This window comes from Frankia sp. AiPs1 (genome assembly GCF_023716945.1).
Lineage (GTDB): Bacteria > Actinomycetota > Actinomycetes > Frankiales > Frankiaceae > Frankia.
This window is the reverse complement of sequence record NZ_JAMQQF010000112.1, coordinates 1-14,340: the sequence shown is the minus strand read 5'-3', so window position 1 is coordinate 14,340 and position 14,340 is coordinate 1. Positions and strand designations below refer to the sequence as shown.

General features: G+C 72.2%; 13 protein-coding genes and 1 tRNA gene. 5 read left to right on the top strand and 9 right to left on the bottom strand.

Annotated features, from left to right (window positions below):
* Positions 1 to 350, bottom strand: a 350-nt coding sequence (locus ND748_RS13005; RefSeq protein ID WP_251746054.1) for a hypothetical protein, incomplete at its 3' end; no start/stop codon positions are given.
* A gap of 187 nt (positions 351 to 537) precedes the next feature.
* Between ND748_RS13005 and ND748_RS13000 the strand changes: the two genes are divergently transcribed.
* On the top strand, positions 538 to 1,263 hold the full coding sequence (locus ND748_RS13000; RefSeq protein ID WP_251746053.1) for an AraC family transcriptional regulator: 726 nt from the start codon (positions 538 to 540) through the stop codon (positions 1,261 to 1,263).
* A 244-nt stretch (positions 1,264 to 1,507) separates the two neighbouring features.
* On the opposite strand, the gene ND748_RS12995 is transcribed toward ND748_RS13000, so the two are convergent.
* The 5 genes from ND748_RS12995 to nadD all read right to left on the bottom strand — a co-directional run bounded on the left by ND748_RS12995 (position 1,508) and on the right by nadD (position 4,990).
* Entirely contained in the window at positions 1,508 to 2,566 is a 1,059-nt protein-coding gene (locus ND748_RS12995; RefSeq protein WP_251746052.1) for an ice-binding family protein, read from the bottom strand.
* A 324-nt stretch (positions 2,567 to 2,890) separates the two neighbouring features.
* Positions 2,891 to 2,964 (bottom strand) — tRNA-Ala (locus ND748_RS12990).
* 79 nt (positions 2,965 to 3,043) lie between these two features.
* Positions 3,044 to 3,754 (bottom strand): histidine phosphatase family protein, encoded by a 711-nt coding sequence (locus ND748_RS12985; protein ID WP_251746051.1) that lies wholly within the window; start codon positions 3,752 to 3,754, stop codon positions 3,044 to 3,046.
* On the bottom strand, positions 3,751 to 4,200 hold the full coding sequence (gene rsfS, locus ND748_RS12980) for a ribosome silencing factor (RefSeq protein ID WP_251746056.1): 450 nt from the start codon (positions 4,198 to 4,200) through the stop codon (positions 3,751 to 3,753). Before rsfS ends, ND748_RS12985 begins: the two co-directional genes overlap by 4 nt.
* Positions 4,201 to 4,402: 202 nt before the next feature.
* Complete coding sequence (gene nadD / locus ND748_RS12975; protein ID WP_308205631.1) at positions 4,403 to 4,990, bottom strand: nicotinate-nucleotide adenylyltransferase; 588 nt, start codon at positions 4,988 to 4,990, stop codon at positions 4,403 to 4,405.
* Positions 4,991 to 5,157: 167 nt separating this feature from the next.
* Here nadD and pgm point away from each other — a divergent pair, with 167 nt between their 5' ends.
* Entirely contained in the window at positions 5,158 to 6,825 is a 1,668-nt protein-coding gene (gene pgm, locus ND748_RS12970; RefSeq protein WP_251746050.1) for a phosphoglucomutase (alpha-D-glucose-1,6-bisphosphate-dependent), read from the top strand.
* A 165-nt stretch (positions 6,826 to 6,990) separates the two neighbouring features.
* Positions 6,991 to 8,304 carry an acyltransferase gene (locus ND748_RS12965; protein WP_251746049.1) on the top strand — a complete coding sequence of 438 codons (1,314 nt, stop codon included), beginning with the start codon at positions 6,991 to 6,993 and terminating at the stop codon, positions 8,302 to 8,304.
* On the opposite strand, the gene ND748_RS12960 is transcribed toward ND748_RS12965, so the two are convergent.
* The 3 genes from ND748_RS12960 to ND748_RS12950 all read right to left on the bottom strand — a co-directional run bounded on the left by ND748_RS12960 (position 8,279) and on the right by ND748_RS12950 (position 12,029).
* On the bottom strand, positions 8,279 to 9,706 hold the full coding sequence (locus ND748_RS12960) for a VWA domain-containing protein (protein ID WP_251746048.1): 1,428 nt from the start codon (positions 9,704 to 9,706) through the stop codon (positions 8,279 to 8,281). The genes ND748_RS12965 and ND748_RS12960 overlap by 26 nt on opposite strands.
* Before the next feature lie 12 nt (positions 9,707 to 9,718).
* Positions 9,719 to 10,606: a MoxR family ATPase gene (locus ND748_RS12955; RefSeq protein WP_251746047.1), complete on the bottom strand. Its 888-nt coding sequence runs from the start codon at positions 10,604 to 10,606 to the stop codon at positions 9,719 to 9,721.
* Positions 10,607 to 10,769: 163 nt separating this feature from the next.
* Positions 10,770 to 12,029, bottom strand: a complete 1,260-nt coding sequence (locus tag ND748_RS12950; RefSeq protein ID WP_251746046.1) for a glutamate-5-semialdehyde dehydrogenase — start codon at positions 12,027 to 12,029, stop codon at positions 10,770 to 10,772.
* Positions 12,030 to 12,221: 192 nt separating this feature from the next.
* Here ND748_RS12950 and ND748_RS12945 point away from each other — a divergent pair, with 192 nt between their 5' ends.
* Both ND748_RS12945 and ND748_RS12940 read left to right on the top strand, forming a co-directional pair.
* Positions 12,222 to 13,493, top strand: coding sequence for an exonuclease SbcCD subunit D C-terminal domain-containing protein (locus ND748_RS12945; RefSeq protein WP_251746045.1), 1,272 nt, complete (start codon positions 12,222 to 12,224; stop codon positions 13,491 to 13,493).
* Positions 13,493 to 14,338, top strand: coding sequence for an AAA family ATPase (locus tag ND748_RS12940; RefSeq protein ID WP_251746044.1), 846 nt, complete (start codon positions 13,493 to 13,495; stop codon positions 14,336 to 14,338). The genes ND748_RS12945 and ND748_RS12940 overlap by 1 nt, the downstream gene beginning before the upstream one ends.
* Positions 14,339 to 14,340 lie beyond the last annotated feature (2 nt).

Genomic DNA, 14,340 nt, shown 5'->3' with positions numbered 1-14,340 from the left:
GCCTGGCGCTCGGCGGGGCCGGCGCAACGGCGGCCGCGATGCGCCACGCATCGCCAGCGGCCGAACCCGGGAAGGGCCAGGGCCACGGCGGCGGCGAGGACGAAGATGGTGGGATGGCCCGGCGACCAGGGCCCTGGCACCAGGGTCCGCGCATCCTGGCGGGGGGTCGTGGTCTCCCCGGGACCGACCGGGACGGCTACCGCCGTGACCGCCGGCAGCACCCGCTCGGCCACCTGCAGGTGCGGCCGTCCGCCGACGCCGTCAGCACCGACGCCGACGGCGATGAAGGCGGCGAGCAGCAGCATGGCCACCCAGGCGGCGCGCAGGCGCCGGTGCTGGCGGGCGGTCATGCAAACAGGCTAGACCAGCGGGAATGCCTGCCCGGCCGGATCACGAGGCCAGCCAACCGAGTGCGCCCCGTCAGTGAGCCGAGCGGCGGGCCCTCGGCGGTGCTCGGCTGGGTCGTCAGGCAGACGGTGCCACCGCGGAATCCACCGGTGGCCGGGTCCCCTGGAAGCGGAAGCTGGGGACTTGCAGATGTCCGCCAGGAACCATTTCGGGCAGCATCGCCACCTGGTCCATCAACTGGTCTGGACCCGCCGCGGGGTGCTGACGGTCCAGGTCGAGGCGCAGGCCTGGTTCCTGCCCTCGATCCCCGCCGGGCTGGCCCACCTGACCCGCAGCGCGGACCACGCCTGGATGCGCAGTCCGTACTTCCTGTCCTCGCGCTGCCCGATCCCGTGGTCGACGGCGACGGTGGTTGCCGTCGGACCGCTGCTGCGCGAACTCCTCGACCATCTCGCCGTGACCGACCTGCCGCCGGCGCAGCGGATCCGGGCCGAGGCGGTCCTGTTCGATCTCCTGCACCCGATGCCCGCCGCCACCCTGCCGTTGCCGATGCCGACCGAGCCCCGGGCCCGCCGGGTCGCCGACTGTCTGGTCGCCGATCCCACTGACGACCCGACCGTGGCCCGCTTCGCCACCGACGCCGGGGTGAGCGCCCGGACGCTGCGGCGGACCTTCGCGGCCCAGACCGGCATGACGTTCGAGCAGTGGCGGCGTCACGCCCGCCTGCGTGCGGCGATGCCGGCCCTCGCCGCCGGCGTCCCGGTCAGCACCGCCGCCCGCCGCGCCGGCTACGCGACCCCGAGCGCCTTCGTCGCCGCCTTCTGCCGCGCTGTCGGTGTCCCGCCCGGCGTCTACTTCACCCACCACCCATCCCAGCACCACCCGCCCGGCAAACATGACGACCAGCCCACCTGACGCACGCCACCCACATCGCCGGGGACCCCACCCTGGGGGTTCGGGGAGCTCCGCCCCCGGCAAATGCCGACGACGACCCATTTCTCCGCCCGCGAAGACGGGGAAGATCTCAGGCCCTTCGGGCGGGCGCCAAGCATATTCGGTCTTACCCCTGCGACATCCGCGGATAGCAGCCCGGAATGACACGGGCCCCCGACCGCGAAACATGGTCGGGGGCCCGCGCAATCTCATGGCGGGACCGGGGTCAGAAGCCGATGAGTTCGTAGAGTTTCGGTGAGACGCTGGCGGTGAATCCGGTGGTACCGATGTAGATTGCCTCGATCCGGTGTAGGCCGGCGGCGAGGGGGGCGGTGAACTCCGCGTGGCCGGTGCTGTCGAGGACGGCGACGTTGCGGAGCGCGGGCCCGTCGACGAACGCGACGAGGCCGGTGGGGGTTGTGCCGGTGCCGGCCGCGACGGTGGCGGTGAAGGTGACGGGCTGCCCGGTCGGGGCAGGGTTTCGCGTGGAGGCGAGGCTGGTGGTGGTGCTGACGGGGCCCTGAACGCCGACCGGGCGGGTGACCGTGTCGGTGTCGAGGGTGACTGCGCCGTTGCGGGCCAGAGTTCGGCCGTCCACGGTCACGCCGGTGGTGACGGTGATGGAGGTGAGGGCGAGGATGGTGCCCTTGAGAATGGAGTAGGTGCCAAGGGTCGCGGAGCTGCCGACCACCCAGAAGACGTTGGATGCCTGGGCACCGTTGATGAGGTTCACATTGCTGGCGGATGCGGTTATCAGGGTTGACGCGGCCTTGAAGATGAAGACGGCGTTCGGGTCGCCCTGGGCATCGAGGGTCAAGGTCCCGGTGATCCCGAATGTGCCGGCCGGGGAGTCGTACACGCCGGGGGTTTCAGTGGTCCCGCCGAGTTCCACGGGGATCGTGGCGGTGGTGGGGATCGCCGCGGCGGCGTCGTAGGCGGCAGCAAGGTCGTTCTTGGCCTGGAGGGCGGCGCTGTCGGCGGCGTGAATGGTGCCGGTTACCCGGCCGGGTGGGAATCCGGTGACCGCGGTGCCCGGACTGAGCCCGAGATCGCCGTCCACGGTGGTGATGCCGGTGTTGGTGATCGTGGCCCCGGCGAGAGTCGCGTAGCCGGCGGCGGTGCCGAGGTTGACTGTCGGCGTGGCCGCGTGGGCACTTGTGGCGCCGACCAGCCCGATCAGGATGGTTGTCGCGCCGACGACGCTGAAGGTCTGGGCACGCCTGGATCGGGCGGTAGTGCGGTGGGTTGTAGTGCGGTGGATGGCGTCTGGGAGGCGGGTCGTCACCATGGGTTTCCTTAGGAAGGCCTACAACATGGTCGATCTTTCGACCGCACCGTAGCCTAGAGCATCCATATGGATGCTCTAGGTAAGATGTTGTGGTTGCCTAGTCACCCATCCCTCGCGGGCATTGACCTTGCACAACCCAGATGTGCGGCGCAGACGGCCCGGCGCGGCAAAACCGACCCGAACGCCCACCCCACCCCCGCCCCGCCCCGCCCCGCCCCGGGCAAGTTCGTGGGGGGTTCGGGGGGGCTCGGCCCCTCCGGCAAAATAAAGAGACGCCCCGTTTTTCCCCAAAAAGGAAAAAACAAGACGCCCAAAGTCTCGTGGAGCTGAGGGGATTCGAACCCCTGACCCTCACACTGCCAGTGTGATGCGCTACCAGACTGCGCCACAGCCCCAACTGCTGTTTATTTATATCAGACCGAGCGAAGCTCGGTGTGTTGCCCCCCTGGCACTGGTACCGCCGCGCCTGGTGGGCTACTTCGGCAAGTGTACAGGCTCCGTGTCGGACTCCGTCGGGGCCCCCTGGCTCGGCAGGAGGGACTCGGACAGGCCCGATCCGGCGCTGCCGACCTTACCAGCCAGCAGTGGACCGGCGTTGTGCTCGGCGAGCCGGTACCCGCCTTCGACGTGGCGCAGGACCGACCACCGGCAGTTCGCCAGCGGCCCGAAGTGCCACCACAGCTCCGGCGGCAGGCCGAGCACGTGGCCAATCAGCGAGCGCGCCGTGCCGCCGTGCAGCACGAACACGACAAGCCCGGACGGCCCGGACGGCCCGGACGGCTGGCGCTCGGCGCGGATCTCGTCGAAGACCTCCCCGGCGCGCCGGGCAACTTCGCGGTAGGTCTCGCCGCCGCCGCGGCGAACGTCGTCGCCGCGGCGCCAGGCCCGGTCCTCCTCGGGGAACCGGTCGGCCGCCTCGGTACCGGTGAGTCCGGACCACAGCCCGAGATCGATCTCGCGCAGCCGCGCGTCGGAGCGGAACGGCAGGCCGAGCCCGGCCGCGGTGTCCCGACAGCGTTGCAGATCGGACGAGACCACCACATCCGGGCGCATCGCCCGGATGATCGGGGCCACGGCGGCGACCTGGGCCCGTCCGGTGGCGTCCAGGGGTGGATCGGCGTGCCCCTGGAAGCGACCCACGTCGTTCCACGTGGTCCGGCCGTGCCGCCAGAGCAGCAGCCTCACAGGGCGTTGGCCGAGCTGCCGCCGAGCGGGCCGGACGCCGCGGCGGATCCGGGCGCCGAGGTTCCCACCCCGGCCCCGACTCCGACAGTCGCGTCGGTGAACGGGACCACCGGGCAGTCCTTCCACAGCCGTTCCAGGCCGTAGAAGACGCGCTCCTCGTCCCGCTGGACGTGCACGACGACGTCGACGAAGTCGAGCAGGACCCAGTGGCCTTCCCGCTCTCCCTCCCGCCGGACGGGCTTGGCGCCGAGCCGGCGCAGCTTCTCCTCCACCTCGTCGACGATGCCCTTGACCTGCCGCTCGTTGCCCGCGGAGGCGATGACGAAGCAGTCGGTGATGGCCAGCCGCTCACTCACGTCGAGGATGAGCAGGTCGTGGCCGAGCTTGTCGGCGGCCGCCTGGGCGGCGGCAAGGGCGAGTTCGACGGCTCGCGGGGAAGCGGTCACGCTGAGGATCTCCAGGGTGGTGACGTCCGCGGGACGCACCACTTGTGGTCGCCCCGCGCGCCGCCCGTGGTCGGGCGGCTGAGTCCAGCGTGACACATCCCCGCTCGGACAGGGCACCCATCAGGCCGGCGACAGCCGCAAAACCGTGATATCGAGGCACCGACCACGGTTCGCGATGGTCTGGGCGCCGTCCCGGCGGTGGTCAGGCCGTCGGCTGGTAGAGGTGCCGCTTGGCGATGTAGCGCACCACGCCGTCCGGCGTGAGATACCAGATCGGGGCGCCGTGTCCGACCCGTCGACGGATGTCGGAGGACGAGATCGCCAGCGCCGGCACCTCCAGCAGGCTGACCGAGTTCGCCGGCAGTGCCGCGTCCAGGGCGAGCTGGTAGCCGGGGCGGCTGACGCCGACGAAGTGCGCCAGTTCGAACAGCTCGCGATGGTCCCGCCAGGTGAAGATCTGGGCGAGCGCGTCGGCGCCGGTGATGAAGAACAGCTCGTCGTCCGGCCGGGCTCCGCGCAGATCACGCAGGGTGTCGATGGTGTAGGTCGCCCCGCCCCGGTCGATCTCGACCCGGCTCACGGTGAACTGCGGGTTCTCCGCGGTGGCGAGGAAGGTCATCAGGTAGCGGTCCTCCGGGTTCGAGACCACGCGGTGGACCTTCTGCCAGGGCTGCCCACTCGGCACGAACACGACCTCGTCGAGGTCGAACAGAGCGGCCACCTCGCTGGCGGCGACGAGGTGCCCGTTGTGGACGGGGTCGAAGGTTCCACCCATCACGCCGAGACGCACGACCGGACAGTAACCCTGCCTGACCGGCACGCGCGCGCAGCGCCCGGCCGGAGGGGAGATGTCCCACAAAGCCCCCCACCAGCGGCCCCGCACCCCCATACCGCGACCCGGCTAGGCTGACCGTAGGCCGCCGGCCAACCCCGTCCCACCGCGAGGAGGCGCCGCCCATGCCGATCAGCCCACGCGCGGGGCAGCCCGCCGCCCCCGAGGACCTCATCGACGTCGACGCCCTGCTCGCGGCGTACCAGGACATCCGTCCCGATCCCGCGGACCCCGCCCAGCGGGTGTCGTTCGGGACCTCCGGGCACCGCGGATCGGCGCTGCGCGGCTCCTTCAACGTCGACCACATCCTCGCCACCACCCAGGCGATCTGCGACTTCCGGGCTGCGGCGGGCGTCGACGGCCCGCTGTTCCTCGGGATCGACACCCACGCCCTGTCCGCCCCGGCGCTGGCCAGCGCCCTGGAGGTGCTCGTCGCGAACGGCGTGGCGGTGCGCATCGCGCCGGACGGCGAGGCGACGCCGACCCCGGTGATCTCACACGCCATCCTGGGGCACAACCGTGACCGTGGCGCCGCCGCGGCGGGCGCGGGCGCCGCACGCGGGCTCGCCGACGGGATCGTGGTGACGCCGTCGCACAACCCGCCGGCCGACGGCGGCTTCAAGTACAACCCGACCCACGGTGGACCGGCCGACACCGCCGCCACCAAGGTCATCCAGGACCGGGCGAACGCCCTGCTCGAAGCCGGTCTCGTCGGCGTCGCCCGGGTGCCCTACGTGCAGGCGCGGGCGGCCGCGGTGGTGCACGACTACGTCGGCGCGTACGTCGCCGACCTGGCCGACGTCGTCGACCTCGACGCGATCCGCGCCGCCGGCGTCCGCATCGGCGTCGATCCGCTCGGCGGCGCGAGCCTGGTCTACTGGCAGGCCATCGCCGAGCGGTACAAACTCGACCTGGACGTGGTCAACACCGCCGTCGACCCGACGTTTGCGTTCATGACAACGGACTGGGACGGCAAGATCCGGATGGATCCGTCATCGCCCTACGCCATGGCCTCCCTGCTTCGCCTCGCCGGCTCCTTCGACGTGGCGGTGGCCAACGACGCCGACGCCGACCGGCACGGCATCGTCACCCCCGGCACCGGCCTGCTGAACCCGAACCACTACCTGTCCGCGGCGATCGCCTATCTGTTCGGCCACCGCGCCGACTGGCCCGCGGGCACGGCGATCGGCAAGACCCTGGTGAGCTCGAGCATGATCGATCGGGTCGGCGCGGGCATCGGCCGCGCCGTCGTCGAGGTGCCGGTCGGCTTCAAGTGGTTCGTCGACGGCCTCACCGACGGCAGCCTCGGCTTCGGCGGGGAGGAGAGCGCGGGCGCGTCGTTCCTGCGCCGCGGCGGCGGGGTGTGGACGACGGACAAGGACGGCCTCATCGCCTGCCTGCTCGCCGCGGAGATGACGGCGGTCACCGGCCGGGATCCCGGCGCGCTGTACCAGGAGCTGACCGAACAGCACGGCGCGCCGGCGTACCGGCGGGTCGACGCGCCCGCCACGGCGGCGCAGAAGAAGACCCTGGCGGCCCTCACCCCGGCGAGCCTGGACGCGACCACGCTGGCCGGGTCCCCGGTGACCGCCGCGCTGTCGCATGCGCCTGGCAACGGCGCGGCGATCGGCGGGGTGAAGGTCGTCACCGGCGACGCCTGGTTCGCCGCCCGCCCGTCCGGCACCGAGGACGTCTACAAGATCTACGCGGAGAGCTTCCGCGGTCCGCAGCATCTCGACGAGGTCCTCGCCCAGGCCCAGACCCTCGTCGACGCCGCCCTCGCCCGCGGCTGATCCCCTCCCGCCCGTCCCGACGACGTCCCGACGACGTCCCGGCCCGGGCCGACGGACTCCCGGTCAGGTACCGATCGGGCGAAGGTGCCCACGTCCCCCCTCGTCCGACGACTACCGTGCAACGGTGCTCAGCGCACTCGTCGTCTGGATCCTTGGGGGGAGACCATGACACCCGGGCTCGATAATGCCTCGCCCGACAGCACGATTCCGGCACCGTCAGACACGCGAGCCGCAGCGTCCACCGCCCTGGCGCCCACGCCGGCGAAAATACACAATCCCGCCCTCGACGGCCTGCGGGCCATCGCGGTACTGGCCGTGTTCGTCCATCACATGGGCCTGTTACCGGGCGGATATCTGGGCGTCGACCTCTTCCTCGTGCTCAGCGGCTTTCTCATCACCGGCCTGCTCCTCGCCGAACGAGACCGCACCGGCCGGATCTCGCTGCGCGCATTCTGGGGGCGGCGCGCGTTCCGCCTGCTACCCGCCTTCTACGTCTTCGCCGTCGTCGGCGTGCCGCTGGTGCTGCTCCTCAAGGACCACAGCGACCAGGTCCAGTTCCTCTGGAACGGCCTGGCCTCGGTGTTCTACGTGGCGAACATTCAGCGGACGTTCGACCCACCCGGCGGCGACTCGTGGTTCGGCCACACCTGGACGCTGTCCATGGAGGAGCAGTTCTACCTGCTCTGGCCGTTGGCGCTGGTGGTGATCTGTGGCCGTTCGCGGCTACGGCGCCGGCTACCGACCCTGCTGATCGGCGCGATCCTGCTGGTGGTGATCTGGCGGGAGCTCCTCATCGTGGACGGTCAGGAGAACCTGCGGATCTACTTCGGCCCCGACAGTCGCGTCGACTCGCTGCTGGTCGGCTGCCTGCTCGGGGTGTGGCGGCATCAGGCCGTCGCCCCGCCGGCACTGGGCTGGAGCACCCGCGGCCCGGGCCAGGCGGCGATCCTGCGCGAGGTCGCCCGGCTGGGACCGGCGGCGCTGATGGCCCTGGTCGCCCTGTTCGTGTTCGGCCCGGACCTGCACGGCAAGCCGAACTGGCTGGCCTACGGGGGCTACACGGTGGTGGCCGCGGTCGCCGCCGTCGCGGTCCTCGCCGCGGACCAGCAGCGCCCCGCCCGGCTCGCCCGCGTCCTCAGTACCCCGGTGCTGAGCTGGATCGGCCGGATCTCCTACAGCTTCTACCTCTGGCATTTCCCGGTCACCGGGACGGCCCTGGACAAGCTGATGCCCCGGGTCGGGCGGGTGCCCGCGGCGGGCGTGGCGCTCGCCATCAGCATGGGTCTGGCGAGCGCGTCCTACTACTTCGTCGAACGGCCGGTGCAGCGGCGCCGACCCGCCTGGACGAACCCGGGGACGGGCCGTGTCCCGCGCCAGCGCGCCGAGGCGCCCGCCGAGATCGGTGTGGCGCCCGGCTCCTCATCGGTCTGGACAGGCAGGCGGGGCCCCCGGGTCAGGAAGGCAGGAGGCGCTCGATGAAGTCCTGGAGCTGGTCGATGTTGCGGCATTCGACCATCTCGTCGACCATCTCGGCGTAGACGTCGGTCGCCGAGTCGCCGGAACCCCAGTAGGTGCGCGGCTCGGGGTTGAGCCAGTAGGAATGCCGGGCCTGCGCGCACAGCCGGCGGAACACCGTCGCCGACGTCGGCCGGTAGTTGTTGCGCGCGTCGCCGAGGATGAGCAGCGACGTCTTCGGCCCCACCGCCTCCGGGTACTTCTCGGCGAAGACCTCGATGGCGTGGCCGTAGTCGCTGTGGCCGTCGAACCAGACCAGGTCGGCCTCACCGGAGATCCGCGCCATCATGTCGCCGAGGTCGAGGCCGCGCAGGTAGCGGGTCACCTCGTCGGTGGTGTCGATGAAGGCGAACGCGCGGACCTTGGAGAACTGCTCGCGCAGCGCGTGGGTCAGCATCAGGGTGAAGTGCGCGAACGACGACACCGAGCCCGAGACGTCGCACAGCACGACGAGCTCGGGCTTGTGCGGCTTGTGCGGCCGGTGCTTGGTCTCCACCGGCACGCCACCGGTGGCCAGCGACGCGCGGACGGTGCGCCGGAAGTCCAGCCGACCGGTGCGGCCCAGGCGGCGCCGCGCGGTCAGCCGGGTCGCGAGGCGGCGGGCGAGCGGGTGGACCTGTCGGCGCAGCTCGACGAGGTCGCGCTGGGAGGCGCGCAGGAACTCGACCTGGTCGCTGAGCGGCTGCACCGCGCTGCGCTCGACGGCCTCGATGCCGCGTTCCTCGGCCATCCGGCGGCGCACCTCGGCGCCCACCAGCTCTTCGAACTCGCGGATCCGGTCGGTGATCGTCTGCCGGGCGGCCCGTTCGGCGAGGCCGCCGCGTTCGGAGTCGCCCAGCAGCGCCGAGAGCAGGTCGGAGATGAGCGTCTCCGCGGACATCGCGCGCAGCACCCGGTACAGGAACCAGGAGCGCCCGGCACTGCCCCGCGCCGAACCGAACGCGCTGACCGCCTGGCGGGCGAGCTGACGCAGCGCCTCGTCGTCGCCGTCGCGCAGGGCGTCGAGGAGCTGGTCGCGCAGCGCCTGCCGCAGCGCCTCGAGCTCCTCGGGCGTCAGGTCGCCGGGATCGGGCTCACCGTCCCCGGCCGCGCCATCGCCGGCCGCCGGGTCGTCGACGAGCTCCTCCAGCGAGACACCGTCGCCGATGCGCGGCGGGAAGTACAGGTCGAACAACGTGTCGAAGGCGGGCCGGTACACCGGCCGCTTGCACAGGGTCGCGGCGAACGACGCCCGCACGGCGTCGCGGTCGGCCCAGCCCAGGGCCCCGACGGCGCGGGCCGCGTCCACCGTCTCGGCGCTGCTGACCGGGACGCCGGCCCGGCGCAGGGCGGCGGTGAACTCGACGGTGCGGTCCAGCAGGCTCATGCCGGCGCCCCCTTAGTTCGCGGTGAGCTTGAGGTGGCCGATGGCCCTGGCCTGGTCGCTGGCGTGCTTGAGCACCACGCCGAGGGTGGAGGCGACGGCCGCCTCGTCGAAGGTGTCGAAGCCGAGCGCGAGGATCGTCTGCGCCCAGTCGATGGTCTCGGCGATGGACGGCGCCTTCTTCAGCTCCATCGCCCGCAGCGCGCGCACGATCCGGACCAGCGACTCGGCGAGCTTCTCCGGCAGCTCCGGAACCCGGGAGAGGACGATCTCCTTCTCCCGCTCGGCCGAGGGATAGTCCAGGTTGAGGTAGAGGCAGCGCCGCTTGAGCGCCTCGGACAGCTCCCGGGTCGCGTTCGAGGTGAGGATGACGAACGGGCGCTGGGTCGCGCTGATCGTCCCAAGCTCGGGAATCGTCACCTGGAAGTCGGACAGCACCTCCAGCAGCAGGCCCTCCACCTCGACGTCGGCCTTGTCGGTCTCGTCGATGAGCAGCACCGTCGGCTCCTCGCGACGAATCGCCGTCAGCAACGGCCGGGACAGCAGGAACTCCTCGCTGAAGATGTCGTCGTGGGCCTGCTGCCAGCCCTCCGCGGCGCCTTCGCCGGAACCGGCCTGGATGCGCAGGAGCTGCTTCTTGTAGTTCCACTCGTACAGCGCGCGGGCCTCGTCGAGGCCCTCGTAGCACTGCAGACGGATCAGCTCGGCGCCGACGGAGGTGGCCAGGGCCTTGGCGAGCTCGGTCTTGCCGACTCCTGCCGGGCCCTCCACGAGCAGCGGTTTACGCAGCCGGTCGGCAAGGAAGACCGTGGTGGCGATCGCCTCGTCCGCGAGGTATCCGGTTCCACGGAGGCGTTCCCGCACGTCCGCGACGTCGGCGAAAGCGTGTTCCTGAAGCGACATGGCCACCTTCCGTCCCCGTGTCAAGCATCGCCACGTCCATAGTGCCAGGATGAAGCCCCAGACGGGCGACTACGCCCCGCCCGCGGCTTTGGTCCGGCCCTGACGGGCGAACGCCGTGCGGCGTGCCGGCGACCGCGGCGCCCCCGGTCGCCGCCGGGATCGGTCAGCTCACGAGATGACCGTCGCCGACGCCGACCCAGGTCGTCGAGGTCAGCTCGGGCAGGCCCATCGGTCCCCGCGCGTGCAGCTTCTGGGTGGAGATGCCGATCTCGGCGCCCATGCCGAACCGCTCCCCGTCGGTGAACCGGGTCGAGGCGTTCACCATCACCGCCGCCGAGTCGCAGCTCGTGATGAAGCGCCGGGAGGCGCCGAGCGAGCGGGTGACGATCGCCTCGGTGTGCCCGCTGCCCCAGCGGCGGATGTGCGCGACCGCGTCGTCGAGCGAGTCCACGACGCGCACGGCCATGTCGAGCGACAGGTACTCGGCGGCCCAGTCGTCCTCGGTGGCGGGCACGGCGCGCGGGTCCGCCGCGCAGACGGCCTCGTCCCCGTGCACGGCGACGTCGGCGTCGTGCAACGCGGCCAGGACCCGCGGCAGGAAACGGTCCGCCACGGCGCGGTGGACCAGCAGCGTCTCCGCCGAGTTGCAGACCGAGACCCGGTGGGTCTTGGCGTTGACAGTGATCGCAAGCGCCTGGTCGAGATCGGCGTCGACGTCGACGTAGACGTGGCAGTTGCCGACCCCGGTCTCGATGACCGGCACGGTCGACTCCTCGACCACCGCCCGGATGAGCCCGGCCCCGCCACGGGGGATGAGCACGTCGACGAGCCCGCGCAGGCGCATCAGGTGCTTGACGGAATCGTGGTCGAGGCCGGGGACGAGCTGGACCGCGTCGGCCGGCAGGCCACCCGCCGCGGCGACGTCGCGCAGGACCGCCACCAGGGCGGTGTTGGACCGCACCGCGGAGGCGCTGCCGCGCAGCAGCACCGCGTTGCCACTTTTGAGGCACAGCCCCGCGGCGTCCACGGTGACGTTCGGCCGCGCCTCGTAAATGATCCCCACGACGCCGAGCGGGACGCGGACCTGCCGCAGCTCCATGCCGTTGGGCAGCACCCGGCCGCGCACGACCTCGCCGACCGGATCGTCCAGCGTGGCGACCTGACGCAGCCCGTCGGCCATGCTCGCCAGGCGGGCCTCGGTGAGGGTGAGCCGGTCGACCATGGCACCGGGCGTCCCCGCCGCCTGCGCGGCCTCGACATCCTCGGCGTTGGCGGCGAGGATCTCGGCGGAGCGGGCGAGGATCGCCTCGGCCATCGCGAGCAGGACCCGGTCCTTCTCCCCGCGGCTCACCGGGGCCAGCAGGGCCGCCGCCGCCTTCGCGCGCACTGCCACGTCTCGGACAGCCTCCGCAGAGGTGATCATGCCGGATCCTCCGTAAGTGCGGGCGCCGCGGCGCAACCCACTGCCCTGAGGCTACCGGCGCGGGGCGACACTCGCGGCCGCCCCGCGCCGACCGGTGACGAATCGGGCGTTCTGGCTGCCCGCCGGCCCGACGCCACGACCAGGCCGGACCCCCGTGCCGACCGGTCGCGGGCGCCTGCCTACGGTGCTCGCATGCTCGCCCTGCACACCTCCGACTGGCATCTCGGCCGCGGCCTGCACGGCCATGACCTGTTGCCGGCCCAGGCCGCGTTCGTCGACCATCTCGTCGAGGTCGTCCGAGCGGAGTCCGTCGATGTGGTCCTCGTCGGCGGCGACGTACATGACCGCGCCATCCCGCCGGTGCGCGCGCTGGAGCTGTTCGACGAGGCCCTGTCGCGGCTGCGCGACGCGGGCACCCGGGTCGTGGCCATCAGCGGCAACCACGACGCCGCGCGCCGCCTGGGGGACAAGTCCGGCCTGCTCGACCCGCGGATCCGGATCAGGACGGACCCGGCCGCGGTGGGCGTCCCCGTCATCGTCGAGGACGCCGACGGCCCCGTGCGGATCTACGCGATCCCCTACCTGGAGCCGGCGACCGCGCACGCGCTGCTGCCCGCGACGCAGACGGGTAGGCCCGCCGACGCGAACCTGATCGGCGGAGACCTGTTCGGCGGAGACCTGTCCGGCGGAGACCTGTCCGGCGGAGAACAGGCCGGCCTGGAACTGACCGGCGGGAACCCGTCCGGCGCGGCCGCGTACTCGCAGGCGGCGACGATGCGCCGCGCCATGCGCGCCGTACGGGCCGACCTCGCCGGCCATCCGGGCGCCCGCAGCGTCGTCCTCGCGCACGCCTGGGTCACCGGCGGCGCGGGCAGCGACAGCGAACGCGACATCTCCGTCGGTGGGATCGGCAACGTGCCGTCGAGCCTGTTCGACGGCATCACGTACACCGCGCTCGGTCATCTGCACCGCCCCCAGGCGATCACGCCCGCCGTGCGCTACAGCGGCTCCCCGCTGGCCTTCTCCTTCTCGGAGGCCGCCGACCGCAAGGCCTCCCTGCTGGTGGACGTCGGCCGCGACGGGGTCCGCGCGGTTCGCGGCGTCGAGGTGCCCACCGAACGGCGGATGGCGGTGCTGCGCGGGACCCTGCACGAGCTGCTGACCGCCGCGCCCTTCGCCGCCCACGAACGGGACTTCGTCTCGGCGGTGCTCACCGATCCGGTCCGACCGGGCGACGCGATGGCGACCTTGCAACGGCGCTTCCCGCACGCGCTGCGCCTCGCCCACGAACCACCGGCCGGCGCGGCCGACGAGCGCAGCTTCGGCGAACGGACCCGCGGCCGGACCGACCTGGAGATCACCACGGCGTTCGTGGCGCACGTGCGCAGCGATCCGTCGCCGCGGGAACGGGCGCTGCTCACCGAGGCCCTCGACGCGGCCCGGATCGCCGAGGAGGCGGCCTGATGCGGCCCCACCGGCTGCGGTTGGAGGCGTTCGGGGCCTTCCCGGACCGGGTCGACGTCGACGTCGACCGGGTGAGCGGCGGCGGCCTGTTGCTGCTGTGCGGGGAGACCGGCGGGGGCAAGACGACGTTGCTCGACGCGATCGGCTTCGCGCTGTTCGGCGAGGTCCCCGGCATGCGTGGCAAGATCGCCGGCGGCCCGGACCTGCGCTCTCACCACGCCGACGCCTCGGTCCGACCGGAGGTGAGCCTGGAGTTCTCGGTCTCGGCCGGGCGCTTCCGGATCACTCGCAGCCCGGCCTGGGACCGGCCCCGCCGCGGTGGCGGCACCACCCGGACCCATCCCAGCGCCCGGCTGGACCGGCACACCGCCGACGGCTGGGACACCATCGCCACCCGCCCCCAGGACGTCGGGCATGAGATCGGCCTGCTGTTGGGGATGACCCACGACCAGTTCTTCCAGGTCATCATGTTGCCGCAGGGACGGTTCGCCGATTTCCTCCAGGCCGGGCACGACGACCGGGAGAAGCTGCTCAAGACGCTGTTCCACGTCAGCCGCTTCGAGTTCACCGAGCAGTGGCTGCGCGACCACGCCAAGATCAGCCGCGACGGGCTGGCGGTCGCGACGGCCGAGCTCGGGCGGGTGGCCGCGCGGATCGCCCAGGTCGCCGGGGCGGCCGAGCCCGCCGACCCGACGGACGATCTCGGCTGGGCCACCGAGCTGGCTCGCCAGGCGGACGCGGCGGCGGGGGGGGCGGGCGGGACGGCCAGCCCGCCGCCGAGGGCGCGGACCTCGTCCTGGATGGTGCGGTCGGAGACCAGGCGGTCCACCCGGAACCGCCGGTAGAT

Bases quoted from the DNA above. Each gene is read 5' to 3' on its own strand.
- ND748_RS13000 (WP_251746053.1), top strand. From the start codon at position 538: ATGTCCGCCAGGAACCATTTCGGGCAGCATCGCCACCTGGTCCATCAA.
- pgm (WP_251746050.1), top strand. From the start codon at position 5,158: ATGCCGATCAGCCCACGCGCGGGGCAGCCCGCCGCCCCCGAGGACCTC.
- ND748_RS12965 (WP_251746049.1), top strand. From the start codon at position 6,991: ATGACACCCGGGCTCGATAATGCCTCGCCCGACAGCACGATTCCGGCA.
- ND748_RS12960 (WP_251746048.1), bottom strand. From the start codon at position 9,706: ATGAGCCTGCTGGACCGCACCGTCGAGTTCACCGCCGCCCTGCGCCGG.
- ND748_RS12955 (WP_251746047.1), bottom strand. From the start codon at position 10,606: ATGTCGCTTCAGGAACACGCTTTCGCCGACGTCGCGGACGTGCGGGAA.
- ND748_RS12950 (WP_251746046.1), bottom strand. From the start codon at position 12,029: ATGATCACCTCTGCGGAGGCTGTCCGAGACGTGGCAGTGCGCGCGAAG.
- ND748_RS12945 (WP_251746045.1), top strand. From the start codon at position 12,222: ATGCTCGCCCTGCACACCTCCGACTGGCATCTCGGCCGCGGCCTGCAC.
- ND748_RS12940 (WP_251746044.1), top strand. From the start codon at position 13,493: ATGCGGCCCCACCGGCTGCGGTTGGAGGCGTTCGGGGCCTTCCCGGAC.